The organism is Neorhizobium galegae (assembly GCF_021391675.1).
Taxonomy (GTDB): domain Bacteria; phylum Pseudomonadota; class Alphaproteobacteria; order Rhizobiales; family Rhizobiaceae; genus Neorhizobium; species Neorhizobium galegae_B.
Window position 1 is genome coordinate 3,082,563 of the sequence record NZ_CP090095.1, and the last position, 24,357, is coordinate 3,106,919.

Here is a 24,357-nt window from a genome sequence, read left to right on the forward strand (position 1 = left end):
ATCCATCTCCCTATTCCGCGGCCTGGGCGACGGACGGCTGAGCATCCCTGCCCTTTTCCGCTTCAGCGGCAGCCTTGTAGGCCTTGCGGGATCGGAAACCATGCTGGATCGTTCCGACAATGCCCCTCGGCAGGAAGAGCGTGACGCAGATGAAAAGGGCCCCCAGCGCAAACAGCCAGATTTCCGGGAAGGCGCCGGTGAAGAAGCTCTTGCCGCCATTGACGAGGATCGCGCCGATGATCGGTCCGATCAGCGTGCCGCGGCCGCCGACGGCCGTCCAGACGACCACTTCGATCGAGTTGGCCGGCGCGAATTCGCCCGGATTGATGATGCCGACCTGCGGCACGAACAGCGCGCCGGCAATCCCCGCCATCATGGCGGAGACGACGAAGGTGAAGAGCTTGATGTTCTCGACCCGGAAGCCGAGGAACCGTACCCGGCTTTCCGCATCGCGCACGCCGACCAGCACCTTGCCGAATTTCGAACGGACGATGGCCGACGCAAGGGTGAGGCAGAGCGACAGCATCAGCGCCGACATGAAGAACAGAACCGCACGCGTGCCGTCCGCCTGGACGGAGAAGCCGAGGATGTCCTTGAAGTCGGTGAGACCGTTATTGCCGCCGAAACCCATGTCGTTGCGGAAGAAGGCGAGCAGCAGCGCGTAGGTCATCGCCTGGGTGATGATCGACAGGTAGACGCCGTTGACGCGGGAGCGGAAGGCGAACCAGCCGAAGATGAAGGCAAGCAGGCCGGGCACCACGATCACCATCGCCATGGCGAAGATGAACCAGTCGAAGCCATGCCAGAACCACGGCAGTTCCTTGTAGTTGAGGAACACCATGAAGTCCGGCAGGATCGGGTTGCCGTAGACGCCGCGCGGGCCGATCTGGCGCATCAGGTACATGCCCATCGCGTAACCGCCGAGCGCGAAGAAGGCGCCGTGGCCGAGCGAAAGGATACCGCAGTAACCCCAGACGAGATCGAGCGCCAGCGCCAGGAGCGCGTAGCAGAGATACTTGCCGAACAGCGACATGGCATAGGTCGGGATGTGCAGGGCGCTGTCGGGCGGGGTCAGCAGGTTGAGCGCCGGCACCAGGATGCCGATGCCGAGAAGAATGCCGACGGCGACGACGATACGGCCTTCGAGGGCGCGGAAGACAAAGCCGGAAATCATGCTTCCACCGCCCTTCCCTTGAGCGCGAAGAGACCGCGCGGACGTTTCTGGATGAACAGGATGATCAGCACCAGAACCAGGATCTTGCCGAGCACTGCGCCGACCGAGGGTTCGAGGAACTTGTTGAGCACCCCGAGCGACAGCGCCCCAACCAGCGTGCCCCAGAGATTGCCGACGCCGCCGAACACTACGACCATGAAACTGTCGATGATGTAGCTCTGGCCGAGGTTCGGCGAGACGTTGTCGATCTGGGACAGCGCCACACCCGCAATGCCGGCAATGCCGGAGCCGAGCGCGAAGGTAAAGGCATCGACCCAGGGCGTCTTGATGCCCATCGACGACGCCATGCGGCGGTTCTGGGTGACGGCGCGCATGTTGAGGCCGAAGGAGGATTTTTTCATCACCACCAGCAGCGCCACGAAGATCGACAGCGAGAAGGCGATGATCCACATGCGGTTCCAGGTGATCGTCATGCCGCCGACCGGGAACGAACCGGACATCCAGGACGGATTGCCGACTTCCTGGTTGGTAGGCCCGAAGATCGAGCGGATCGATTGCTGCAGGATGAGCGAGACGCCCCAGGTGGCGAGCAGCGTTTCGAGCGGCCGGCCGTAGAGAAAGCGGATGACGCCGCGTTCGATGACGAAGCCGACGGCACCGGTGACCAGGAAGGCGACCGGAAGCGCGATCGTCAGCGACCAGTCGAACAGCCCGGGCGCATTGTCGCGGATGAGCTGCTGCACCACGAAGGTGGAATAGGCGCCGAGCATGACCATTTCGCCATGCGCCATGTTGATGATGCCCATGACGCCGAAGGTGATCGCAAGCCCGATCGCCGCCAAGAGCAGGACCGAACCGAGCGACACGCCGTACCAGACGTTCTGGCCGATATCCCAGAGCCGCTGACCGCTTTCGATGCTGGCAATCGCCGCATCGACATCGCCCTTGAGGCTCGGATCGAGCGAGGCGGATGCGCCCATCAGGATGCCGATCGCGTTGCGGCCGCCATAATTCTTGATCGTCTGGATCGCGGCCCGCTTTTCGTCGATGGAGCGGTCGGAGGAGAGCAGCGACACGGCGCGCGCCTCTACCATGCGGGCCTTGACCTCGCCGTCCGTCTCCTTGGAGATTGCGGTTTCGATGAGCTCGAGGTTTTCGGCGCTTGGCGAGCGGAGCACGGCATCGGCCGCCTGCAGCCGGACCCCGCGGTCCGGGCTCATCAGCGTCAGGCCGCCCATGGCCGAGCGGATGACGCGGCGCAGGCTGTTGTTGATCTTGATCTTGGTGACCGCGTTCTTGGCGGCCTGTCCGGCGGAGGCGCCCGTCACCGGATCGATCAGCTCGTAATTGGAGCCGGCCGCCTTGCCGATGAACACCAGGTTGTCGGACTTGCGGAAATAGAGGTCGCCCTCGGAAAAGGCATTCAGCGCCGGCACGAGCCGGGCATCGCCGGTGGCGGCGAGCTGGCCGATCAGTTTTTCGGCTTCGCTGAAGTCCGCCTTGGAAAGCGCGTCGATCAACGGCCTGGGATCGGCGCCTGCACCGGATTGTGCATAGGACGGCGAAGCCAGCGCGGACACAACGCAAAGAAAAAATACGCGAAGAAAAAATCTTATCATCATGACATCGCCCCTCATCCGCCTGACGGCACCTTCTCCCCCCAAGCGGGGCGAAGGAGATCCGTGGCGACCTCCTGCCCGTCAGTGGACGTTCAGGAAATGTTGTGCCGAAAGGCACTCCCCTCTCCCCGCGAGCGGGGAGAGGGTTAGGGTGAGGGGCAATGACTGCCCCATCAAATCAGCAGAGACTGGGATCAGCTGCCCTTGCCGCCGCACTTGCCCGAAGCAACGTTGAAGTTGCCGCAGGACATCGGCTTGCGCCAATCGGAGATCAGGTTCTTGCTGTCCGGCAGGTAATCGGACCACTCGTCGCCGACCACAGGCGCAGTTTCCTGAACGATGTCGAACTGGCCATCAGCCTGGATTTCACCGATCAGCACCGGCTTGGTGATGTGGTGGTTCGGCATGACGGTGGACGTGCCACCCGACAGGTTCGGAACGGAGACGCCGATGATCGAGTCCAGCACGGCGTCGGTATTGGTGGTGCCGGCGGCTTCGACGGCCTTTACCCAGGCGTTGAAGCCGATATAGGCGGCTTCCATCGGGTCGTTGGTGACGCGCTTGTCGTTCTTGGTGAACGCCTTCCATTCCTTGATGAACTCGGCGTTGACGTCCGCATCGACGGACTGGAAGTAGTTCCAGGCAGCGAGATGGCCGACGAGCGGCTTGGTGTCGAGACCGGCGAGCTCTTCTTCGCCGACCGAGAAGGCGACGACCGGGATGTCTTCAGCCTTGATGCCCTGGTTGCCGAGTTCCTTGTAGAACGGCACGTTGGCGTCGCCGTTGATGGTCGAGACGACGGCGGTCTTCTTGCCGGCGGAGCCGAACTTCTTGATGTCGGAGACGATCGTCTGCCAGTCGGAATGACCGAACGGCGTGTAGTTGATCATGATGTCGGACTCGGCAACGCCCTTCGACATCAGATAAGCCTTGAGGATCTTGTTGGTCGTCTGCGGATAGACGTAGTCGGTACCGGCGAGAACCCAGCGCTTGACGCCCTCTTCCTTCGCCAGATAGTCGACGGCAGGGATAGCCTGCTGGTTCGGGGCAGCACCCGTGTAGAAGATGTTGCGCGAGGATTCCTCACCCTCGTACTGGACCGGGTAGAACAGGATCGAGTTCAGCTCTTCGAAGACCGGCAGGACCGACTTGCGCGAAGACGAGGTCCAGCAACCGAAAACGGCGGCGACCTTGTCCTTGGAAATCAGCTGGCGGGCCTTTTCGGCAAACAGCGGCCAGTCGGAGGCCGGGTCGACGACGACGGCTTCGAGCTTCTTGCCGAGCACGCCGCCCTTCTTGTTCTGCTCGGCGATGAGCATCAGCATGACATCCTTGAGGGTGGTCTCAGAGATGGCCATGGTGCCCGAAAGCGAGTGCAGAACACCGATCTTGATGGTGTCGTCAGCGGCGAAAGCGCCCTGCAGCGCCGTCGTTGACATTACGGCAGCGAGCAGCGCGCCACCCAGTTTGGATTTGAATGTCATTGGTTCGAACCCCTCTTCTCGTTCGTCCGCAACGAAGAACTTAACCGTTGCTTAAGCGACTATCCGTTGCTGCATCGCAAAACCGTATACGTCGAATGACGTACCGGAGGGGGAGAAGGGGGAAGAACGGTGCCCTGGTGGGACCCCTCGTGGCATCTTCGGATGAAACAGCACCGGCACGGCCAGCATCGAGCCCCCTCATTATATATTAACCATACATGATATATTAACCATATTTCGATTGTATAATCCGGCGCTTAATTAGGGCGTGAGGAGTTGTTTCCGGTGTAAAGTACTATGAGTAGCATCCTCACAAATGCTGGAGCTACTTCTGCGCTCCAAATGCTTCGCTCCCTCGACAGCCAGATGTTCGGGGCAGAGCGGCAGGTCGCGTCCGGCTTGCGTATCGAACAAGCCTCCGACAACGCGGCCTACTGGTCGATCGCCACCACCATGCGATCGGACAATGGCGCCCTCTCGGCCGTGCAGGACGCCCTTGGCCTTGGAGCAGCAAAGGTCGAGACGGCCTATGAAGGCATCGCTGCGACCACCGATATTCTGGCGGCGTTCATGGCCAAGGTCGTTTCCGCCCAGCAGGACGGAATAGACAAGAACAAGATCCAGGAAGAACTGGAGCAGTTGAAGCAGCAGATCGTCTCGATATCCAACTCCGCAAGCTTCGCCGGCCAGAACTGGTTGCGGTCGGACATGCAGGGCCAGGCCAGCGAAGCGGGCGCGAAGACTTCTGTCGTATCATCGTTCAATCGCAGCGAGGATGGAACCGTCTCCGTCGGAACCATCGACGTCGATCTGTCGAAACTCGTACTGTTTAAGAATGGCGGCGGCGGAATTCTGCAGAAAGAGCCTGATCCGGATCTGGGTCATGGCCTCGGCACGATCGGTGGATTGCTCGGATTTTCGACATCGGGTTATGGCGACGTGCCAGGCCCGGTATTCGACCAGCCCTTCACGATTACGAAATTCGACGTCGTCACGGTCGCCTTTTCAGTGGGTACGTCCAACGATACGTTCGTGATCACCAAGAATGTCGTCGACCAGGCGCTCGGAGGCCAAATCGGATACGGCTTCGACGGAGATATCGAAAGCACGGCCGATTGGGCGAAAGTCCTCCTGCAGGCAACGTTTCTCAACAAGGCGCCCCCCGACATCCTGTTTGCGGCTCAGGGCGGCGCGCCGAATATCTTCTTTCGCGCCACCATTCCTCTCGCCGCAGAGCTGATCACCGTTCAGCCGCCCGTCCACACCCGGACGCTGCCGCCGGAGGGTATCGATATTCTCGATATCGACGTCACCGATCCCGACATCGATTTTCCGACAATCACCTTGGTTCTCGACGAGATGCAGCAGAAGGTCATATCGGCCGGTGCCTACCTTGGCTCGCTGAGGTCGAGGATCGCGATGCAGGAAGCATTTGGAAACAGTCTCGCGGACAGTCTCGACAGAGGCATTGGACGCCTCGTCGATGCGAATATGAGCGAGGCATCGAGCCGGCTCAAGGCACTGCAAGTCCAGCAGCAACTCGCGACCCAGTCGCTTTCCATCGCCAATTCGGACGCGCAAAACATCCTGTCTCTCTTCCGGTAGGAGATCGTCATCCTTGACGGCAGGCGCGCATTGCGCGTGCGATATATGACCTCCAAGGTAATCGACCCGGCGACCGACGGCATCTATCCAGGATCCAGCTTTGCAGCGTGAAAGGATCAGCCCCATGCCCGTCACCTACGTCATTCGTTTCGATATCCTCCCAGGCCAGCGCGACCGCTTCATCGCTCTTCTGAACGGCGTGCTCGATGCCATGCGGCACGAGCCGATGTTCCACAATGCCATGCTGCATGCCGATCCCGGGAACGAGAACCACGTGATGCTCTACGAGACCTGGGAGGATCATCAGGACGTCCTGGACGTGCAGTTGCAGCGCCCCTATCGCCAGGCATGGCACGCGGCCCTTGCCGATCTCCTCGCCGGGCCTCGGGACATTTCGATCTGGCATCCGATCCGCAGCGACCGTTCGGCACAATCTCGTTCCTGACGGGGGAGCTGTCGCGGATTGCCTGCCGATTGATGTCCTTACTTCTTTGAGTCATTCTTCCGGATCATCCTTGGCTTCGAGGATCTGGAAATGAAGCGCGGTCTATTTTTCGGCGTCATCGCCGCCGCAGGCCTGCTCGCCGGAGCGGCATTCGTCGTGGTCGGCCAGACAAAAGTCCCGCCGGAAGCGATCCGGTCGTCCGTCATCCGCTCTCCCGAACTGATGGACCGGGCCTGGACACTGCCAGTGGCGGCAACCTTTGGCCCAAACATCACTTGGCAATCGAACGGCTCGCGGTGCGGTCCCGCAAGCATTGCCAATGCGTTTCGCTCCGCCGGCGAGGAGGAAACGACCGAGGCCGAGGTGCTGGACGGGACCGGGATGTGCTGGACCGGGTTCTGCATCATCGGCCTGACGCTGGATGAACTTGCCGACCTCGCCCGAATGAAAACCGAGCGGAAGGTTTCGGTTCTGCGCAACCTGACCGCCGACGAATTCCGCCAGCATATGAAGCACGCCAACGACCCGGGTCGCCGCTACATCGTCAATTTCACGCGTGAAAAGATCTTTGGAGCAGGCGCCGGTCACCATTCTCCGATCGGAGGATATCTGGAGGCCGAGGATCTGGTGCTCGTCCTCGATGTCAACGAAGACTACAAGCCCTGGCTTGTCGAGCGGGAACGGTTGTTCTCGGCAATGGACACGCTCGATGGAGACAGGAAGCGCGGCCTGCTTCTGATCGAATAGCAGCGTCAGCCGCAGTGCCTTGCGACGAGGTGCCGATCACCCATCGGGCTTGCCATGCCTGCTTCGGGTCGGGACCGCGGACAAGGCGTTCGTTTCGATCGTTTGATAACCCGAGGTTACAATTATGTTGATTGGAGGCCTGCCGGTACTCTCACCCATACGGACAGACACATCTGAGAGACTGTTTGGATCCGACATGCTGAAAATTGATGGCGGCAGGAACTCAGACGTGCGTGATTTCGGCCTTGGGGCCGGGGTTCAGGCTTTGGAGAGTGAATTTCGCATCGAGCTGCTTTGCCATCGCTTCGACAATCCCCGTGCCAAGTCCCGGCGTTGAAAGTGCCGGATCGACTGGAATACCGACGCCGTCGTCGCCCACCGAAAGCGACCACGCCCCGTTGTCGGAATGGTAATCCACCACGATCCTGCCATTTCGCTGGTCGGGAAATGCATGCTTCAGCGCGTTGATGACAAGTTCCGTGACGATAAGGCCAAGACTGACGGACACATTCGCCGTAGCAAGACTGTCGTCCACATTCACCTTGATCGATATTTCCTCTGGATCAAAAATCATCGACGCGGCGAGGCTTTTGCAAAGTTGGGTGAAGTAGCTCCGCAGTTCAACATCGCCAACATTTGTTGCCGCAAGCTGCCGCTGAATCGAAGCGATCGACATGACGCGTCCATGCGCGAGCGTCAAATGCCAGCGGGTTTCTTCCGACTGAACCTTGCGGGCGCTTTGCAACAGGATGCTCGCGATGATCTGGAGACTGTTGGCGACACGATGCTGGACTTCCCGCAGCAGGATTTCCTTTTCTCGGAGCAGGTCGTCTCTGAGCTTCTCGGCGAGGCGCGCATCGGTCACGTCGGCGATGGAAAGGAGCACGCGGACCCCTTCAACGTCGCCGTAATCGAGTTTCTGGGCACTCAATACCAAGTGTCGGGGCGCGCGGTCTTTTCGTTTCAGGTCCATTTCATAAGCGTGGATATCTGCGCTTCCCGACGCCGTGGCCTCCAGCAGCGACGCGAGGCTTCGTACGTTCCATTCACCATTGCCAAGCTCGGAAAACGGGCGGTTGGAAACTGTTGCGGGATCGATCTCAAATTCGCGGCAGAACGAAGAACTGCCGGCAATCACCATCAACTTTCCGTCCAGCAGCAATAGCGGCGCGGCGGAGGTGGAAACGATTGCGAGGCCAAGGCTCATCACACCTGTTGGCGGAAGAGGAGCGACGATAGTCATGGATAAGTGTCCCTTTGAGGGACCGGAGGCTCGCGCAGCGAAAGCCTTCCCCGGCATGGAATTCGCTCAAGCCAGCGTCTGCCTTTTTATAGTTCTACCGACATTACCACAGATGGGCGAAATGCGCAAAGAAATCGACCTATGGGAGCATCCCTGAGGCATCAGGCTTTTGCCGGTGCTCATTGCGATACTCATCATGAGCGCTTGTGGCGCATTGTGGCCACCGTTCTCGATCCCGAATTGGTGCATTGCGATCATGCTCCAAAACCGATCCCGAGCCATCTGCCGTTCCCCACATTCTCCCTCTTCCCCCTTCTCCCCCTCCGGTGCGTTACAGCCGAACGGCGATTGGGTCAGAAGGCGATATCGCAACCGGCCAGCTGAGCCGCGTCACGCAAATCTCCCGCAAACCGTTCCGTGACGGGAACATTTCCTCGCCTGAGCAATTGCCTCCCCGGACCCGCCAACCGCCCGAGGAGCTCAAGCCCGTGATCAATGACCTCTGGTACAAGAACGCCGTCGTCTATTGTCTCTCCGTCGAGACCTTCATGGATGCCGATGGCGACGGGATCGGCGATTTCCAGGGGCTGCAGCGCAGGCTGGATTATCTCTCCGGCCTCGGCGTCAGCGCCATCTGGCTGATGCCGTTCCAGACCTCGCCCGGCCGCGACGACGGGTATGACGTCTCTGACTATTACAATGTCGATCCCCGCTACGGCACGCTCGGCGATTTCGTCGAATTCACCCATGGCGCCAAGCAGCGCGGCATAAGGGTGCTGATCGACCTCGTGGTCAACCACACGTCCAACGAACATCCCTGGTTCCAGGACGCTCGCAGCGATCCGAAATCCCCCTATCGCGACTGGTATGTCTGGTCCGACAAGAAGCCGGCCAATGCCAACGAGGGCATGGTATTTCCGGGCGTCCAGAAGACCACCTGGACCCATGACAAGGAGGCGAAGCAGTATTATTTCCACCGCTTCTACGAGTTCCAGCCGGACCTCAACACCTCCAACCCGCATGTTCAGGCGGAGATCCTGAAGATCATGGGGTTCTGGATCCAGCTCGGCGTGTCCGGTTTCCGCATGGACGCGGTCCCCTTCGTGATCTCTGAAAAGGGCGCCGAGGTGAAAAAGCCGAAGGAGCAGTTCGACATGCTCCGGACGTTTCGCGAATTCCTGCAATGGCGGCTCGGCGACAGCATCATCCTTGCCGAAGCCAATGTGGTGCCGAAGGAGAACCTCGCCTATTTCGGCGAGGACGGCGACCGCATGCAGATGATGTTCAACTTCCACGTCAACCAGGCGCTGTTCTATGCGCTCGCCTCCGCCGATAGCCGGCCGCTCGTCAAGGCGATCAACGACACCTACGAGCGTCCCGCCACCGCCCAATGGGGCCTGTTCCTGCGCAATCACGACGAACTCGATCTCGGCCGGCTGAGCGAAAAGCAGCGCCAGAAGGTGTTTTCGGAATTCGGGCCGGACAAGCACATGCAGCTTTACGACCGCGGCATCCGCAGGCGGCTGGCGCCGATGCTGCAGGGCGACCGCCGCCGGCTGGAGCTTGCCTACAGCCTGATGTTCTCGCTGCCCGGCACGCCGGTCATCCGCTACGGCGACGAGATCGGCATGGGCGACGACCTGTCGCTGCCGGAGCGCAACTGCGCCCGCACGCCGATGCAATGGTCGACCGAGCCGCATGGCGGCTTTACCAAGAACGACAAGCCGGTCCTGCCGGTGATCAGTGGCGGGCCGTTCGGGTTCGAACACCTGAACGTCGCCCACCAGCGGCGCGATCCGAACTCGATGCTGAACTGGATGGAACGCCTGATCCGCATGCGCAAGGAAGCGCCTGAAATCGGCTGGGGAGAATGCGTGCCGCTGCAGACCAGCGACCAGGGCGTGCTGGCGCTGCGCTACGACTGGCGCGACAATTCGGTGCTGGTCGTCCACAACCTGCATTCGACGCCGGTCGAGGTGGAGTTCTCGGTGGGTCTCGGCGACCATGGCGAGAAGCTGATCGACATCGCCGATGGCGGCAACAGCAAGGCCGAGGCGAATGGCAAGCATACGCTCCTGCTCGATGCCTATGCCTATCGCTGGTTCCGGGTCGGCGGCCTGGATTATCTTCTGAAGCGCAAGGAGGTTTGAGCTATCCCCCCGCCCTCACCTCGCGCACCCCGCGCCCGGTCTTCTGCCGCAGCAAGGCCCGAAGCGTGACGCCGTCGGCATAACCGACGAGCGTTGCGATCTCGTCCGGGCTCTTGTCGCTGGTCTTCAGGAGATGCACGGCGCGCTCGACCCTCAGATCCTGGAAATAGGAAAGCGGCGTCTTGCCGAGCACCTGCTGCATGCGCCGCGCCAGCGTCCGCTTGCTGGCGCCAACCACATCGGCAGCGTCGTCGAGCGAAAACCCTTCCGAAAGCCTGCCGCGTGCCCAGCGCTCGAAACGCTGCACCAGCGGGTCGGCATGCGAAAGATGGTCGGTGATCACGTAAGCGGACTGGGACGGCCGGTTGTCGACGATCAGGTAACGCGCCACGAGGCCGGCCAGCTCCGGGCTCACCTGCCGTACCAGCCAGAGCGCCATGTCCATGTGGCCGAGTGCGGCGCCCGCCGTCACCAGCGCGCCGGATTTCACCAGCATGCGGCCGTCTTCCAGCTGCACGGAGGGATAACGCTGGCGGAAGAGCGGCGCGAGCCACCAACTCGTCGTCGATTTCTCCCCGTCGAGAAGGCCGGATTCGGCGAGAACGAACGTGCCGACGCAAGCCGCGGCGATGTTCAAACCGGCCGCCTTCGCCTCGCGCAGCACCGCCCCGGCATCACGGATCTCGGCACGGTCGAGGGCGGGCACCAGCACATCCGGCATCTTGCAGGCGATCGCCGGCACGACCAGCCAGCCGCCGGCCTTCGGATCGAAGCTTCCCGAGATCGGCACGGAAAGCCCATGCGCCGTCTTCACCTTTTTGCGCACGCCGATAACCGACACGTCGAAGGTCGGCACCTCAAGTGACAGCATAGCCGCCAGCTCGTTCGCCATGGTGAACACGTCGAGCATGGTCGACAGGCCGGTATCGAAAACGGGATCGAGGGCGAGGAGCTGTAGCTTCATGGCAAGAACACTATCAACAATGTCAATATTGACAATAGGCAGCCAGGCCCGTCCGGGGGAATATCGCGCCTGAAAAACGTCGCCTGAGCAAGCCCGTTGCGATAAGAAGAGACGCATGAACATGGATGTCACCACGATCGGCTTCACCAAGACGACCGCCGAGGATTTCTTCGGCCGCGTCAAGGCGGCCGGCGTGAAACGGGTCTTGGACGTGCGCCTCCACAACACCTCGCAGCTTGCCGGTTTTGCCAAATCCGACGACCTCGCCTTCTTCCTGAAGACGATCTGCGGTGCCGGTTATGTGCACGAACCGCTGCTGGCGCCGACCGAGGAGATCATGACCGCCTTCAAGAAGCAGAAGGGCGACTGGGCGATTTTCCAGAATGATTTCATGGGTCTGATGGCGGACCGTCAGGTGGAAAGTCACCTGAAGCCGGAAGCCTTCGACGGTTCCTGCCTGCTCTGCTCCGAAGACACGCCGCATCATTGCCACCGCCGGCTCGTCTGCGACTACCTGAACGGCAAATGGGGCGGCAAGCTCAGCGTCCGCCATCTCTAGAATACAGCCACCTCTAACATCTCGACTGAACAACCAGACACCCTAACGCCGCAGGGAGCCACCTCCCCGCGCGGGAGACCTTTTGCCATGGCCTACGAAACCATTCTTGCAATCGCCCTCTTCTCGCTTGTCGGATCGGTCTCGCCGGGTCCGAGCAATTTCATGCTGCTGGCATCGGGCACCAATTTCGGCTTCCGGCGCACCGTGCCGCAGATCCTCGGTATCACCATCGGTTTTTCGTCGGTGCTGCTGGCGGTCGGCTTCGGTCTCGGCGCGCTTCTGACGGCCTATCCGCCGCTTGGATTGGCGCTGAAGATCGCCGGCAGCGCCTACCTGCTCACCCTCGCCTGGCGGATTGCCATGTCCCGCTCCGTCTCCAGCGATAGCGCGAGCGCCGCCCGCCCCCTCACCTTCCTCGAATCCGCCGCTTTCCAATGGGTCAACCCGAAGGCCTGGGTCGGCGCGCTGACCGCCATGGCGGCCTATGCCAGCGCCGAGAACCCGTTCGTCTCGGTGGTGCTGATCACGCTCGTCGTCGCCGTCGTCAACCTGCCGAGCGTCGCCGTCTGGGCCGGCTTCGGCGTGGCGCTGCGGCAGTTCCTGTCCGATCCGGTGCGGCTCAAATGGTTCAACATCGTCATGGCGCTGCTGCTGGTCGCGACGCTCTGGCCGCTTTTGAAATAGCCGCAGATGCAGGCTCGGACGATCGTGCAAGAACTGCGGAGGACCTTGATACCGGTCGGCCGCGCATCCGGCGCATAGATCCCGTGCCTGCAGCGGCATGCCGCCGCTGCCTCGCACAGAGGATCAGCAACATGACTCAAATCACTGAAAAGGTGGTTCTTATCACCGGCGCCAGCAGCGGTATCGGCAAAGGTACGGCGCGCACCCTCGCCGCTGCCGGCGCCAAGGTCGTGCTCGGCGCCCGCCGCACCGACCGGCTGGAAGCGCTGGCCGAAGAGATCGCCGCCAATGGCGGCACCGTCCGCATCCGCGGGCTCGACGTCACCGACCGCCAGGACTTTCAGGCCTTCGCGGAATTCGCGCTGGCCGAATTCGGCCGCATCGACGTCATCATCAACAATGCCGGCCTGATGCCGCTGTCGCTGATGTCGTCGCTGAAGATCGAGGAATGGGACCGGATGATCGACGTCAACATCCGCGGCGTGCTCTACGGCATCGCTGCCGTCCTGCCGGTCATGAACGGCCAGGGCTTTGGCCAGATCATCAACATCTCGTCCGTCGGCGGCCTCGGCGTGGTGCCGACCGCGGCGGTCTATTGCGCCACCAAATACGCGGTGCGGGCGATCTCCGACGGGCTGCGCCAGGAAAACGACAAGATCCGCGTCACCTGCGTCTATCCGGGCGTGGTGGAATCCGAACTGGCCGGCACGATCACCGACCCGGTTGCGGTAGACGCGATGAAGACCTATCGCAGCATCGCGATCACCCCCGACGCGATCGGCCGCGCCATCCTGCATGTCATCGACCAGCCGGAAGACGTGGATACAAACGAGATCGTCGTCCGCCCGACCCGCACGATGTAAGCAGGCGCATAGATGCGGTGGGGATTTACCGCACCGCATCATAGTTTGCTTGCAAAACGCCGCGCCACAGCCGAAAGTGCACAATTGACGGTCTCCCCTCAAAAGGTGCTAGAAATTAGGCATGGCAGCGCGGCAACGCATCATTCCCGTTCGGCGTGAATACAATCGTTGGGTCGCCAACCAGACGCTGGAGGATTACGCCCTCCGTTTCACCGCCAAGAGCGCCCGCCGGTTTTCCTCCAGCCGCATCTCCCAGACCGCCATCGGCGCCATTTCCTTCCTGGCGCTGGAGGCGATCGGCGGCGCGATCACACTCTCCTACGGCACCACCAATGCATTTTTCGCGATCGTCGCGGCCGCCATCGCCATGCTGGGGATCGGCTGGCCGATCAGCCGTTATGCAATCCGCCACGGCGTCGATATCGATCTGCTCACCCGCGGCGCGAGCTTCGGCTACATCGGCTCGACCATCACCTCGCTGATCTATGCGAGTTTCACCTTCATGCTGTTCGCGATCGAGGCCTCGATCATGACCGGCGCGCTGGACCTCGCCTTCGGCATCCCGCCGTGGATCGGCTATATCATCAGCGCCGTGGTGGTGATCCCGCTGGTCATCTACGGCGTGCAGCTCATCTCCCGCTTTCAGCTGATCACCCAGCCGTTCTGGATCATACTGAACATCCTGCCCTTCGTGTTCATCGCCTTCATGGACTGGGAGAAGTTCGACCTCTGGCGCGCCTTTGCCGGCATCGGCCATTCGAACGCTGAGGTCAGCGGCCCGGCCCCCTTCAACCTCGTCGAGTTCGGCGCGGCTTCCGCCGTCATCCTGGCGCTGATGCCGCAGATCGGCGAACAGGTCGACTTCCTGCGCTTCCTGCCGCCGGAAGGCCTGCGGAAATGGCGCCACCGGTTCGCGGTCTTCCTCGCCGGCCCCGGCTGGGTGGTGGTCGGCGTGCCGAAACTGCTCGCCGGTTCTTTCCTGGCGGTGCTGACGCTCTCGACCGGCGTGCCGATCCGTGAGGCGGCCGATCCGGCGCATATGTATTTCGCCGCCTTCGGCTACATGATCCCGAACGATACGGCGGCGCTGCTGCTGATGGCGGCCTTCGTGGTCGTCTCGCAGCTGAAAATCAACGTGATGAATGCCTATGCGGGCTCGCTCGCCTGGTCGAACTTCTTCTCGCGCCTCACCCACAGTCATCCCGGCCGCGTCGTCTGGCTGGTCTTCAACGTGGTGATCGCACTGCTGTTGATGGAGCTCGGCATCTACCGGCTGCTCGAAGCGACGCTCGGCATCTTCTCGATCATTGCCATGGCCTGGCTCTGCACCATCTCGGCCGATCTGATGATCAACAAGCCGCTGGGCTTGTCCCCTGAAGGCATCGAGTTCAAGCGCGCCCATCTCTATGACATCAACCCGGTGGGCTTAGGCTCGATGTTCGGCTCGGCGGCGATAGCGCTCGCCGCCCATTTCGGCCTGTTCGGGCAGCTGATGGCCTCGCTCGCCACCTATGTAACGCTGATCGCCTTCCTGATCTCGCCGGCGCTCGCCTTTGCCACCAAGGGCAAGTTCTACCTCGCCCGCAAACCGCGCCAGAGCTGGAAGACCCTGGGCTCGATCACCTGTTCCATCTGCGAACACCCGTTCGAGCACGAGGACATGGCCTGGTGCCCGGCCTATGCGGCGCCGATCTGCTCGCTATGCTGCTCGCTCGACAGCCGCTGCCACGACATGTGCAAGCCGCATGCGCGGCTGAACACCCAGGTCGGCGCGGTCGCCCGCTCCTTCCTGCCGGAGAGCGTCATCACCCGGCTGACGACGCGCCTCGGGCGCTACGCGACGACGGCGATCCTGTCGATCTCGGCGATCGGCGCGATCCTCGGCATGATCGCCTATCAGGTCAGCCAGGCGACCCCTGTGAATTCCGAGGTGATCGTCGGAACGGTGCTGATCGTCTTTTTCGTCTTCGCCATCATCGCCGGCATCGTCTCGTGGTTCTACGTGCTCGCCCATGACAGCCGGGTGGTGGCGGAGGAAGAGTCCTCCCGCCAGAACACCCTGCTCTTGAAGGAAATCGCCGCCCACAAGAAGACCGACGCGGCGCTCCAGGAGGCCAAGGAGACAGCCGAGGCCGCCAACCGGGCCAAGAGCCGCTATGTCGTCGGCCTTTCCCATGAGCTGCGCACGCCGCTCAACGCCGTGCTCGGTTACGCCCAGATCCTCGAGCGCGACGAGACCATCCCTGCCCCGCGCCAGTCGGCGATCAAGGTCATCAAGCGCTCGGCCGATCATCTGTCGGGCCTGATCGACGGCCTGCTCGACATTTCCAAGATCGAGGCCGGCCGGCTGCAGGTCTATTCAAACGAGATCAACATCCAGGATTTTCTCGACCAGATCGTCGAGATGTTCGGCCTGCAGGCGCAGGCCAAGGGGCTTACGTTCGAGCACGAGCGCGCCCGCGCGCTGCCGCAATACGTTCGCACCGACGAAAAGCGCCTGCGCCAGATCCTCGTCAACCTGCTCTCCAATGCGATCAAGTTCACCGACGAGGGCACGGTGAAATTCGACATCGCCTATCGCAGTCAGGTTGCCACCTTCACCATTTCCGATACCGGCCGCGGCATTGCCGAAAAGGATCTCGGCCGCATCTACGAACCCTTCCAGCGCGGCGAGGCGGAGAGCATCAGGCCGATGCCCGGGCTCGGCCTCGGCCTCACCATCACCCAGCTTTTGACCAACACGCTCGGCGGCGAGATCGCTGTCGCCAGCACCAAGGGCGAAGGCTCGATCTTCAAGGTGCGGCTGATGCTGTCCGCCATCGAGCGACCGAACACCGCGCCGGCGGCGGAAAAGAAGATCGTCTCCTATACCGGCCCGCGCCGCACCATCGTCCTCGTCGACGACAACGAGGATCACCGCGACCTGATGCGCGAGGTGCTGGTGCCGATGGATTTCGTCGTGCTGACCGCCAATAGCGGGCCGGATTGTCTGACGCTGATCGAGGGCGTCACGCCGGACCTCTTCCTCGTCGACATCTCCATGCCCGGCATGAGCGGCTGGCAGCTCGTGGCCAAGCTGCGCGAGAACGGCCAGGTGGCGCCGATCGTCATGCTGTCGGCCAATATCGGCGACGGCGTCGCCACGCATTCCGGCGACGAAGGCCATAACGACGCGATCGCCAAGCCGGTCGATATCCGCAGGCTTGCCGACAAGCTCGCCGCCCATCTCGGCCTCGTCTGGGTTTATGAGAACGAAACGGTGATTCCGGCGGTCGTCGGCCCGAAGAAACCGATCAAAAGTCCAGGGACGAACCATGTCCAGGACCTTTTGCGTCTCGGCGAAATCGGCTACGTCCGCGGTATCGAGGCGAAGCTCGCCGATCTCGCCCGGGAGGAGGAACATCGCCCGTTCACGGAAGAGCTCGGCGCCTACGTACAGGCCTTCGATCTTGCCGGTTATATGAAATTCCTGAGCCGCCTTGAGGCAGAAAGGACGAGTGATGGCTGAAACTGCTCTGCCGCGCGATATCGTCCTTCTCGTGGACGACAGCCCGGAAACCCTGGGCTTCCTCACCGAAGCGCTCGAAAAATCCGGCTTTTCGGTGCTGATCGCCACCGCCGGCCAGTCGGCGCTGAACATCGTCGAGCGCATTACCCCGGACCTCATCCTGCTCGACGCGGTCATGCCCGGCATGGACGGTTTCGAGACCTGCCGCAAGCTGAAGACCAATGGCGCCGTCGCGCAGGTGCCGGTCATCTTCATGACCGGCCTCACCGAGACCGAGCATGTGGTCAACGCGCTCGATTCCGGCGGCGTCGACTACCTCACCAAGCCGATCAACATCGACGAACTGCGCGCCCGCATCCGCGTGCACCTCTCCAATGCCCGTTCCGCCCAGAGCGCCCGTGTGGCGCTCGACGCCGCCGGCCGCCATCTGCTGGCGGTCAAGGCAAGTGGCGCGATCCACTGGTCGACCCCCCAGGCGACACGGCTGATCAATGCGGCGACCAACAGCGACGACGGGCTCGACATCGTCTCCCGCCGGATTTCCGCCTGGATGGCCGAGCGCGACAAGCCGGGCTTTGCCCGCGACGCAGCCTTCGCCCTCGTCCAGAACGGCCAGGCGAGCCTGCAATTCTCCTTCCTGGGCGCGATCGGCGCCGACGAACATCTCTTCCGCCTGACGGCCGCCAACAAACGCCCGGACGACGAGGTGCTGCGCCAGCACTTCCCGCTGACCCAACGGGAATCCGAAGTGCTGCTGTGGATCGCCAAAGGCAAATCGAACCGCGACATCGCCGATATCCTCGGCCTCTCGGCCCGCACGGTGAACAAGCATCTGGAACAGATATATGTGAAGCTCGGCGTGGAAAATCGCGCCTCGGCGGCCGTCAAGGCGGCACATGTGCTGCACGGTGAGTAACGGTCAGCTTAGCCGGGAAACGATCCGGCTAAATCGTTTCGAGCGACGAACATGCGCCTCTGCGTGGCGACGACAGACGCTTCGCTGCAGTCAGGCTTTCTTGAAAAACTTGTTGATGACCAAACCAACGACGATCTGAACAACAAGCCCGGAAATACCGCCCCCGACGAGCTGACCAGCGAGCGCCGCAAAGTCGACGCCTCCGGCCGCCGCGCCGCCAACTCCAAGAAGCGAGCCGAGGATTGAACCACCGCCAACTCCTCCGACCGCGCCGGCTATGATATTTCCGATCTGACCGAGATCGGCATCCTTCAGGATTTTCCCACCTGCGGTTCCGCCGACGGCTCCACCGATGATCTGGGCAATAATGGCACTTAGATCCATAACATTACCTCTCCTTAAATTGGATTATCCAGGATCAGGACCTGTTCAATTCATCCAACCTGCGTAACGGATTTCATGCTTGGCTAGGAGGGAAGATGGAGGAAATATCGCGCATTTTCAAATCTTCCCGACGCAGTACAGGCGCGAAACCCGTCTCGTCCTTCGGGTTCGGCTGAATTTAATAGGCCCTGACCCAGGGTATGCCAGATAATGGTAATTTCCAAGTTCGGAATTCACCTGTCAGTTTAGTGGGCCTCCGGCATGCCGCCTATAAGTGCTCCAAAACGCAAAGAAGCCCGGCTTTCGACCGGGCTCCCTTTTAAGATACGACTTGGCCGATAACGGCTCAGCCCTGCGGGAAGTAGCTGTACTTGCCGTCCGGACCCTTCTTCCATTCGTACATGATATAGCCCGGGATCTTCGGGTCGCCCTTGGCGTCGAAGGCAATGTCGCCGAGAACGGTCTTGAACGGACCCTTTTCATGCAGCGTCTTGGCAACGGCTTCGGCGTCGTCGGCCTTGCCGGTTGCCTTGATGCCGGCAGCGATGACCTGCACGGCTGCGTAGGAATACAGCGTGTAGGCTTCCGGGTTGAAGCCGGCTGCCTTGAACTTGGCAACCAGGTCCTTGTTGGCCGGATTCAGCGTCGGGTCCGGGCCGAAGGTGTTGAGCGTGCCTTCGACGGCGTCGCCGGCGATCGAGGCCAGTTCGTTGGAGACGATGCCGTCACCCGAAACGAGCTTAGTCTTGAGGCCCTGGTCCTTGGCCTGGCGGATGATCAGGCCGGCTTCGGTGTGGAGACCGCCCCAGTAGATGATGGTGACGCCGGCTTCCTTCATCTTGGAGATGAGAGCCGAGAAGTCCTTGTCGCCGACGTTGACGCCTTCGCGGATGACTTCCTTGAGGCCCTTGGCGTTCATGGCCTTCTTGGTCTCTTCGGCAAGGCCCTGGCCGTAAGGCGTCTTGTCGTCGATGATGGCGATCTTGGCGGTCTTGAACTTGTCTGCGAGGTAAGCGCCGGCAACGCCGCCCTGCTGGTCATCACGACCGCAGGTACGGAACACGTTCCACAGGCCACGCTCGGTGAAGACCGGGTTGGTCGCAGCCGGAGTGATTTCGAGCATGCCGTTTTCGGCATAGACTTCCTTGGAAGCCGGAATCGAGACGCCGGAGTTGAAGTGGCCGACCACGTACTTGACGCCGTCGGATGCAAACTTGTTGGCAACCGAGATGCCCTGCTTGGGATCGGATACGTCGTCGCCGAGGACGATCTTGATCTTTTCGCCGTTGATGCCGCCGGCGGCATTGATATCGGCTGCTGCCTGTTCGGCACCCTTCTGGAGCTGCGCACCGAAGGCGGCGTTCGGACCCGTGAGCGGACCGCCGACGCCAATAACGATGTCGGCCCATGCGCTACCGCTGAAGGCGACCATGGCCGTCAGCGCAACCGCGGAAAGAAGAGACTTCTTCATCGAGTTACTCCCAATTTTTTAGGTGAGCTGATTTTTCGAAACCGGGCGCAATACCCACCATCACTGCGCCGGAAATGTTCCACTCTAGGTTACTTATCGTTTCAACCCGAGCTAATCTGAGGGCAGAAAAGTTCGGCTGTCAATCTTTCTTCTTGAAGGAGAAAGCGGAAGCAGGCTCGTAGAGCCAATAGTAATTCTGCACCATCTGGCGCGTCCGCCGGATGCGGAAACCGGCGCTCGAAAAGACGAGCAGGATGGCCACGTCGATGATGTAGTAGAACGGGCTGATGAAGGGCCCCTGGAACAGCGCATAGTGCAGAAAACGCATCGCCACGCCGAGTAGCAGCGTATAGACCACCACTGTCGCATAGCCGTTCCAGCCCTCGGCGGCGGCCTTGCCCGACCGCCAGGCAGTCCAGAAACCGATGATCAGCACGAGGAAACGCAAGAGGTAACGCACGCCGCTGTCGCTTTCGAAAAACAGTCCCTGCATCCTAAATTCCTCCGGCTGCCATTAACACAACCTTAACGATCAATGCCGTCCACCTTCAAGGTAAGCGGCGCGCACTTCCGGATTGGCGAGAAGCTCTTTTCCGGAACCGCTCATCGTCACCTTGCCGTTGACCATCACGTAGCCACGGTCGGAGAGCTTCAGGGCCGCGAACGCATTCTGCTCGACGAGGAAGACGGTCAGGCCCTCTTCCTGGTTCAGCTTCTTGATCGCCTCGAAAATGCCCTTGACGATCAGCGGCGCCAAGCCCAGCGAAGGCTCGTCGAGCAAGAGCAGCTTCGGCCGGGCCATCAGCGCGCGCCCGATCGACAGCATCTGCTGTTCGCCGCCCGAAAGCGTGCCGCCACGCTGGCTCTGGCGTTCCTTGAGGCGCGGGAAGAGCGTGAAGATCTTCTCGACGTCCTCGTTGAAATATTTGAGATTGTCGAGGCCGGCCCCCATCTGCAGGTTCTCGTAGACGGTCATGCGCGGAAAGATGCGCCGACCTTCGGGAGACTGGGCGATGCGGCGGCGTGCGATCAGATGCGTCGGCAGCTTGGTGATGTCCTCGCCGTCGAAGATGATCGAGCCCGTTCGGGCCTGCGGGCTGCCGCAGATGGTCATCATCAGCGTCGATTTGCCGGCGCCGTTGGCGCCGATCAGGCTGACGATCTCGCCCTTGTTGACTTCGACATCGACGCCTGCGAGTGCACGGATATTGCCGTAGTAGGTCTCGACAGCCTCGACTTTCAGAAGGTTTTCGGCCGCCATCAGCGCAGGCCCCCATCGAGTTCTTCCGCTATCACCTCTTCCACCTCGTCATCCTCGACGCCGAGATATGCGGCGATCACTCGTGGGTCGTTCTTCACATGGTCCGGCGAGCCGTCGGATATCTTCTGGCCGTATTCCAGCACCACGACATGGTCGGAAATCTCCATGACCACCGACATGTCGTGCTCGATCAGCAGGATCGAGGCGCCCTCGTCGCGGATCAGGTGCAACAGCGCGTTAAGCGCCGCAGATTCTCGCGGGTTGAGGCCGGCAGCCGGCTCGTCGAGGCACAGCAGTTCCGGGTTGGTGCACATCGCGCGGGCGATTTCGAGCCGCCGCTGGGCACCATAAGGAAGGTCGCCGGCAGGATCGTCGGCACGATCGGTCAGATCCGCCTTGTCGAGCCAGTATTTCGCCTTCTCGATCGAGGCATCGACGGCCCTGTTATAGGCCGGCAGACCGAGAAGCCCGAGGACCGTGTAGCCCGATGCCTTCATCAGGGCATTGTGCTGCGCGACCAGCAGGTTTTCGAGAACCGTCAGGCCCGAGAACAGGCGGATATTCTGAAACGTGCGGGCGACGCCGGCCAGCTTGGGGATCTCGAAGTCGCGCAGGCGTTCCAGCAGGAATTCCTTGCCGTCCCTGCGCTGCAGGGTGAGCATGCCCATGGTTGGCTTGTAGAAGCCGGTGATGCAGTTGAACACCGTCGTCTTGCCCGCGCCGTTCGGCCCGATCAGCGCGGTAATCTCGCCGCGCCGTACCTCCAGCGAGAGATCGTTGATGGCCATCAGGCCGCCGAACTTCATCGACAGGTGCTCGACCTTGAGGATCGTATCGTTCGTCATTGTCGTCGTTCCGAGAGCCATCAGCCGTGGCCCTCCTTGGTAAAGCTTCCGGAGACCGCCCTGCGCTCCTTGAGGAAGGCCGTCGGTTCTCGTGATCCGACGAAGCCCCGCGGCTTGAACAGCATGACGATGATCATCGCCAGGCCGAAGAGCAGCATGCGGTAGAGTTCAGGCGTGAAGTCAGGCCCGAACACGGCCTTGAGGAAGGACATTTCGCGCAGCACCTCTGTGCCGCCGACCATCACCACCGCGGCGATCGCGATGCCGGTCAGCGACCCCATGCCGCCGAGAACGACGATTGCCAGGATCACGGCCGATTCCAGAAAGACGAAGCTTTCCGGCGAGACGAAACCCTGGCGGGTGGCGAAGAAGGAGCCCGCGATTCCCCCGAACATCGCACCGGTCGCAAAGGCGGTCAGCTTGGTGGTGACGGTATTGATGCCGAGCGAGCGGCAGGCGATCTCGTCCTCGCGCAGCGCTTCCCAGGCCCGGCCGATCGGCATGCGCCGAAGCCGGATGGTGACGTAGGCGGTGAGCATGCAGAGCGCCAGGATGATGTAGAACAGGAAGATCTTGTAATAGACCGAGGAAGCCGACAGGCCCCAGGCCTTGACGAAACTGTTCGCGCTGCCGGTATCGAAAGACCAGATGCCGAAGAACGAGGCCTTGGCGATACCCGAAATCCCGAATGTTCCCTTGGTCACATCGGTCCAGTTGATCAGCACGAGGCGGATGATTTCACCGAAGGCGAGCGTCACGATGGCGAGATAGTCGCCCCTCAGCCGCAGAACCGGGAAGCCGAGGATGATCCCCCAGAGTGCCGCGAGAACGCCCGACATCGGCAGAAGCAGCCAAAAGGACAGGCCGAAATAGGAGGACAGCAGCGCATAGGAATAGGCGCCGACCGCATAGAAGGCGACATAACCGAGGTCGAGCAGTCCGGCGAGGCCGACGACGATGTTCAGGCCCCAGGCGAGCATCACGTAGATGAGGATCTGGATGCCGAAATTGTCGACATATTTCAGCGAGCCCTGCTTGCCGACAATGAGCAGCGACAGGAAGGGATAGACCAGCAGGAAGATCAGCGCGATCTTGAGGAAATGCCGATGGAAGAAGCTCTTCTGCTCGGAAATTTCCAGAACGCCGCTCTTTGCCTTGGCGAGCTTGCGACGGTCGATATGCGGCTTGATGAACCCGACGGTGAGGAAACGGCTGACCGCCGCTACCAGCACGAAGATCGCCAGAAGACCCCAGCGGGTGCGCCAGACGAGCGCGTTGTTGATGTCCTGATAGGTCTCGACGCCGACGAACAGCAGGAACATGAAGAAGGAGATGACGCCGGCAAACAGTCCTTCCCGTACCGCCTTGGCAAGCACGTTCGGATGTCCGGTTTCGGTGGAAGCTGTCATGTTACACCTTCTCCACTTCCGGCCGGCCGAGAATGCCGGTCGGCTTGAAGATCAGCACGAAAGCGAGGATCGCAAACGTGGCGACGTCCTTGTAGGCGATGGAGAAATAGGCTGACCACAGCGACTCGATGAGGCCGATCAGAAGCCCGCCGAGAACGGCACCCGGCAATGACCCGATGCCGCCGAGAACCGCCGCCGTGAAGGCCTTGACGCCCGGGATGAAGCCATCGTTGAACGAGGCGACACCGTAATACATCAGATACATGCCGCCGGCGACCGCGGCGAGCGCTGCACCCATGATGAAGGTGATCGAGATCGTCCGGTCGACATCGACGCCGAGCAGCGCCGCCATCTTGCGGTCCTGCTCGGTTGCCCGCTGGGCGCGGCCGAGCGGCGTCTTGTTGACGATGTACCAGAAGGCGAACAGCAGCACCGCGGTGATGATGACGATGAGCACCTGCTTCAGCGAGATGGTGATGCCGCCGATATGGAAGACGTCGGTCACCATCGGCGGGATCGGCTTGTTGCGCGGCCCCTGCGTCACCTGGATGAAGTTGGACAGCACGATCGACATGCCGATCGCGGTGATCAGCGGCGCAAGCCGGAACGAACCGCGCAACGGCCGGTAGGCGACCCGCTCGATCGTCCAGTTCCACAACCCCGTCATCAGCATGCCGACGAGCAACATCAGCAGCAGAAGCAACGCCACCGGAATGCCGGCGAAGAAGGAGGTTGCGATCAGAAAGACGATCAGAGCGGCAAAACCGCCGAGCATGAAAATATCGCCATGGGCGAAGTTGATCATGCCGATGATGCCGTAAACCATCGTATAGCCGATTGCCACAAGGCCATAGATGGATCCAAGAGTCAGCCCGTTGATGAGCTGCTGGATAAAATACTCCATATATTTTCCCCTGGATGCGATCCCGGAAGGGTCGCATCTCGTTTATTTGCCCCTTGCGGGTTCTTACGTTCTTTGGCGCATTCCATAACGTTTTCGTAAGGAATGTGAAGACAAAAAGCCGA

At 61.3% G+C, this 24,357-nt stretch carries 21 protein-coding genes; 9 read left to right on the forward strand and 12 right to left on the reverse strand.

Features of this window, described 5'->3' with window-relative positions:
• Positions 1 to 10: 10 nt before the first annotated feature.
• From urtC to urtA, 3 genes are all read right to left on the reverse strand, one after another.
• A complete protein-coding gene (urtC, locus tag LZK81_RS15360) occupies positions 11 to 1,174 on the reverse strand; it encodes an urea ABC transporter permease subunit UrtC (RefSeq protein WP_233953825.1) in 1,164 nt (387 codons plus the stop codon).
• On the reverse strand, positions 1,171 to 2,796 hold the full coding sequence (gene urtB, locus LZK81_RS15365; protein WP_046610155.1) for an urea ABC transporter permease subunit UrtB: 1,626 nt from the start codon (positions 2,794 to 2,796) through the stop codon (positions 1,171 to 1,173). The genes urtC and urtB overlap by 4 nt, the downstream gene beginning before the upstream one ends.
• Before the next feature lie 191 nt (positions 2,797 to 2,987).
• Positions 2,988 to 4,277: an urea ABC transporter substrate-binding protein gene (gene urtA / locus LZK81_RS15370; RefSeq protein WP_046603671.1), complete on the reverse strand. Its 1,290-nt coding sequence runs from the start codon at positions 4,275 to 4,277 to the stop codon at positions 2,988 to 2,990.
• Positions 4,278 to 4,619: 342 nt separating this feature from the next.
• Here urtA and LZK81_RS15375 point away from each other — a divergent pair, with 342 nt between their 5' ends.
• From LZK81_RS15375 to LZK81_RS15385, 3 genes are all read left to right on the forward strand, one after another.
• The gene (locus LZK81_RS15375; RefSeq protein ID WP_233953826.1) at positions 4,620 to 5,882 is read left to right on the forward strand and encodes a flagellin; all 1,263 of its coding nucleotides are present in this window, start codon (positions 4,620 to 4,622) and stop codon (positions 5,880 to 5,882) included.
• A gap of 124 nt (positions 5,883 to 6,006) precedes the next feature.
• Positions 6,007 to 6,327, forward strand: a complete 321-nt coding sequence (locus tag LZK81_RS15380) for a putative quinol monooxygenase (protein ID WP_233953827.1) — start codon at positions 6,007 to 6,009, stop codon at positions 6,325 to 6,327.
• A gap of 90 nt (positions 6,328 to 6,417) precedes the next feature.
• Positions 6,418 to 7,074: a phytochelatin synthase family protein gene (locus LZK81_RS15385; protein WP_233953828.1), complete on the forward strand. Its 657-nt coding sequence runs from the start codon at positions 6,418 to 6,420 to the stop codon at positions 7,072 to 7,074.
• 223 nt (positions 7,075 to 7,297) lie between these two features.
• On the opposite strand, the gene LZK81_RS15390 is transcribed toward LZK81_RS15385, so the two are convergent.
• Positions 7,298 to 8,317 carry a sensor histidine kinase gene (locus tag LZK81_RS15390; protein ID WP_233953829.1) on the reverse strand — a complete coding sequence of 340 codons (1,020 nt, stop codon included), beginning with the start codon at positions 8,315 to 8,317 and terminating at the stop codon, positions 7,298 to 7,300.
• 488 nt (positions 8,318 to 8,805) lie between these two features.
• Here LZK81_RS15390 and LZK81_RS15395 point away from each other — a divergent pair, with 488 nt between their 5' ends.
• The gene (locus tag LZK81_RS15395; protein ID WP_046603666.1) at positions 8,806 to 10,467 is read left to right on the forward strand and encodes an alpha-amylase family protein; all 1,662 of its coding nucleotides are present in this window, start codon (positions 8,806 to 8,808) and stop codon (positions 10,465 to 10,467) included.
• 1 nt (position 10,468) lies between these two features.
• On the opposite strand, the gene LZK81_RS15400 is transcribed toward LZK81_RS15395, so the two are convergent.
• Complete coding sequence (locus tag LZK81_RS15400) at positions 10,469 to 11,431, reverse strand: GlxA family transcriptional regulator (protein ID WP_233953830.1); 963 nt, start codon at positions 11,429 to 11,431, stop codon at positions 10,469 to 10,471.
• A gap of 121 nt (positions 11,432 to 11,552) precedes the next feature.
• On the opposite strand from LZK81_RS15400, the gene LZK81_RS15405 reads away from it, so the two are divergent.
• The 5 genes from LZK81_RS15405 (at position 11,553) to LZK81_RS15425 (ending at position 17,961) form a co-directional block, all read left to right on the forward strand.
• On the forward strand, positions 11,553 to 11,990 hold the full coding sequence (locus LZK81_RS15405; protein WP_233956583.1) for a DUF488 family protein: 438 nt from the start codon (positions 11,553 to 11,555) through the stop codon (positions 11,988 to 11,990).
• An 87-nt stretch (positions 11,991 to 12,077) separates the two neighbouring features.
• Positions 12,078 to 12,674 carry a LysE family translocator gene (locus LZK81_RS15410; RefSeq protein ID WP_233953831.1) on the forward strand — a complete coding sequence of 199 codons (597 nt, stop codon included), beginning with the start codon at positions 12,078 to 12,080 and terminating at the stop codon, positions 12,672 to 12,674.
• Positions 12,675 to 12,805: 131 nt separating this feature from the next.
• The gene (locus LZK81_RS15415; protein WP_233953832.1) at positions 12,806 to 13,537 is read left to right on the forward strand and encodes an SDR family oxidoreductase; all 732 of its coding nucleotides are present in this window, start codon (positions 12,806 to 12,808) and stop codon (positions 13,535 to 13,537) included.
• Between the two features lie 121 nt (positions 13,538 to 13,658).
• Positions 13,659 to 17,045, forward strand: a complete 3,387-nt coding sequence (locus LZK81_RS15420; protein ID WP_233953833.1) for an ATP-binding protein — start codon at positions 13,659 to 13,661, stop codon at positions 17,043 to 17,045.
• Positions 17,038 to 17,961 carry a response regulator transcription factor gene (locus tag LZK81_RS15425; RefSeq protein WP_233953834.1) on the forward strand — a complete coding sequence of 308 codons (924 nt, stop codon included), beginning with the start codon at positions 17,038 to 17,040 and terminating at the stop codon, positions 17,959 to 17,961. Before LZK81_RS15420 ends, LZK81_RS15425 begins: the two co-directional genes overlap by 8 nt.
• A gap of 90 nt (positions 17,962 to 18,051) precedes the next feature.
• On the opposite strand, the gene LZK81_RS15430 is transcribed toward LZK81_RS15425, so the two are convergent.
• The 7 genes from LZK81_RS15430 to LZK81_RS15460 form a co-directional block, all read right to left on the reverse strand.
• Positions 18,052 to 18,345: a hypothetical protein gene (locus tag LZK81_RS15430; RefSeq protein WP_233953835.1), complete on the reverse strand. Its 294-nt coding sequence runs from the start codon at positions 18,343 to 18,345 to the stop codon at positions 18,052 to 18,054.
• A gap of 346 nt (positions 18,346 to 18,691) precedes the next feature.
• On the reverse strand, positions 18,692 to 19,816 hold the full coding sequence (locus LZK81_RS15435; protein ID WP_233953836.1) for a branched-chain amino acid ABC transporter substrate-binding protein: 1,125 nt from the start codon (positions 19,814 to 19,816) through the stop codon (positions 18,692 to 18,694).
• A gap of 139 nt (positions 19,817 to 19,955) precedes the next feature.
• Entirely contained in the window at positions 19,956 to 20,309 is a 354-nt protein-coding gene (locus tag LZK81_RS15440) for a DUF6867 family protein (protein WP_233953837.1), read from the reverse strand.
• A 39-nt stretch (positions 20,310 to 20,348) separates the two neighbouring features.
• Positions 20,349 to 21,077, reverse strand: coding sequence for an ABC transporter ATP-binding protein (locus tag LZK81_RS15445; RefSeq protein WP_046603657.1), 729 nt, complete (start codon positions 21,075 to 21,077; stop codon positions 20,349 to 20,351).
• On the reverse strand, positions 21,077 to 21,943 hold the full coding sequence (locus LZK81_RS15450; RefSeq protein WP_233953838.1) for an ABC transporter ATP-binding protein: 867 nt from the start codon (positions 21,941 to 21,943) through the stop codon (positions 21,077 to 21,079). The genes LZK81_RS15445 and LZK81_RS15450 overlap by 1 nt, the downstream gene beginning before the upstream one ends.
• On the reverse strand, positions 21,943 to 23,331 hold the full coding sequence (livM, locus tag LZK81_RS15455) for a high-affinity branched-chain amino acid ABC transporter permease LivM (protein WP_233953839.1): 1,389 nt from the start codon (positions 23,329 to 23,331) through the stop codon (positions 21,943 to 21,945). Before livM ends, LZK81_RS15450 begins: the two co-directional genes overlap by 1 nt.
• A gap of 1 nt (position 23,332) precedes the next feature.
• Positions 23,333 to 24,235 (reverse strand): branched-chain amino acid ABC transporter permease, encoded by a 903-nt coding sequence (locus LZK81_RS15460; protein WP_038544603.1) that lies wholly within the window; start codon positions 24,233 to 24,235, stop codon positions 23,333 to 23,335.
• Positions 24,236 to 24,357: the final 122 nt, after the last annotated feature.

Excerpts from the sequence above, each read along its gene's own strand:
- LZK81_RS15435 (WP_233953836.1), bottom strand. The coding sequence starts at position 19,816 with ATGAAGAAGTCTCTTCTTTCCGCGGTTGCGCTGACGGCCATGGTCGCC.
- LZK81_RS15440 (WP_233953837.1), bottom strand. The coding sequence starts at position 20,309 with ATGCAGGGACTGTTTTTCGAAAGCGACAGCGGCGTGCGTTACCTCTTG.
- urtA (WP_046603671.1), bottom strand. The coding sequence starts at position 4,277 with ATGACATTCAAATCCAAACTGGGTGGCGCGCTGCTCGCTGCCGTAATG.
- LZK81_RS15445 (WP_046603657.1), bottom strand. The coding sequence starts at position 21,077 with ATGGCGGCCGAAAACCTTCTGAAAGTCGAGGCTGTCGAGACCTACTAC.
- LZK81_RS15385 (WP_233953828.1), top strand. The coding sequence starts at position 6,418 with ATGAAGCGCGGTCTATTTTTCGGCGTCATCGCCGCCGCAGGCCTGCTC.
- LZK81_RS15405 (WP_233956583.1), top strand. The coding sequence starts at position 11,553 with ATGGATGTCACCACGATCGGCTTCACCAAGACGACCGCCGAGGATTTC.
- LZK81_RS15450 (WP_233953838.1), bottom strand. The coding sequence starts at position 21,943 with ATGGCTCTCGGAACGACGACAATGACGAACGATACGATCCTCAAGGTC.
- LZK81_RS15380 (WP_233953827.1), top strand. The coding sequence starts at position 6,007 with ATGCCCGTCACCTACGTCATTCGTTTCGATATCCTCCCAGGCCAGCGC.
- LZK81_RS15400 (WP_233953830.1), bottom strand. The coding sequence starts at position 11,431 with ATGAAGCTACAGCTCCTCGCCCTCGATCCCGTTTTCGATACCGGCCTG.
- LZK81_RS15410 (WP_233953831.1), top strand. The coding sequence starts at position 12,078 with ATGGCCTACGAAACCATTCTTGCAATCGCCCTCTTCTCGCTTGTCGGA.
- urtC (WP_233953825.1), bottom strand. The coding sequence starts at position 1,174 with ATGATTTCCGGCTTTGTCTTCCGCGCCCTCGAAGGCCGTATCGTCGTC.
- LZK81_RS15375 (WP_233953826.1), top strand. The coding sequence starts at position 4,620 with ATGCTTCGCTCCCTCGACAGCCAGATGTTCGGGGCAGAGCGGCAGGTC.
- LZK81_RS15430 (WP_233953835.1), bottom strand. The coding sequence starts at position 18,345 with ATGGATCTAAGTGCCATTATTGCCCAGATCATCGGTGGAGCCGTCGGC.
- LZK81_RS15390 (WP_233953829.1), bottom strand. The coding sequence starts at position 8,317 with ATGACTATCGTCGCTCCTCTTCCGCCAACAGGTGTGATGAGCCTTGGC.
- LZK81_RS15460 (WP_038544603.1), bottom strand. The coding sequence starts at position 24,235 with ATGGAGTATTTTATCCAGCAGCTCATCAACGGGCTGACTCTTGGATCC.
- LZK81_RS15415 (WP_233953832.1), top strand. The coding sequence starts at position 12,806 with ATGACTCAAATCACTGAAAAGGTGGTTCTTATCACCGGCGCCAGCAGC.
- LZK81_RS15425 (WP_233953834.1), top strand. The coding sequence starts at position 17,038 with ATGGCTGAAACTGCTCTGCCGCGCGATATCGTCCTTCTCGTGGACGAC.
- LZK81_RS15420 (WP_233953833.1), top strand. The coding sequence starts at position 13,659 with ATGGCAGCGCGGCAACGCATCATTCCCGTTCGGCGTGAATACAATCGT.
- livM (WP_233953839.1), bottom strand. The coding sequence starts at position 23,331 with ATGACAGCTTCCACCGAAACCGGACATCCGAACGTGCTTGCCAAGGCG.
- urtB (WP_046610155.1), bottom strand. The coding sequence starts at position 2,796 with ATGATGATAAGATTTTTTCTTCGCGTATTTTTTCTTTGCGTTGTGTCC.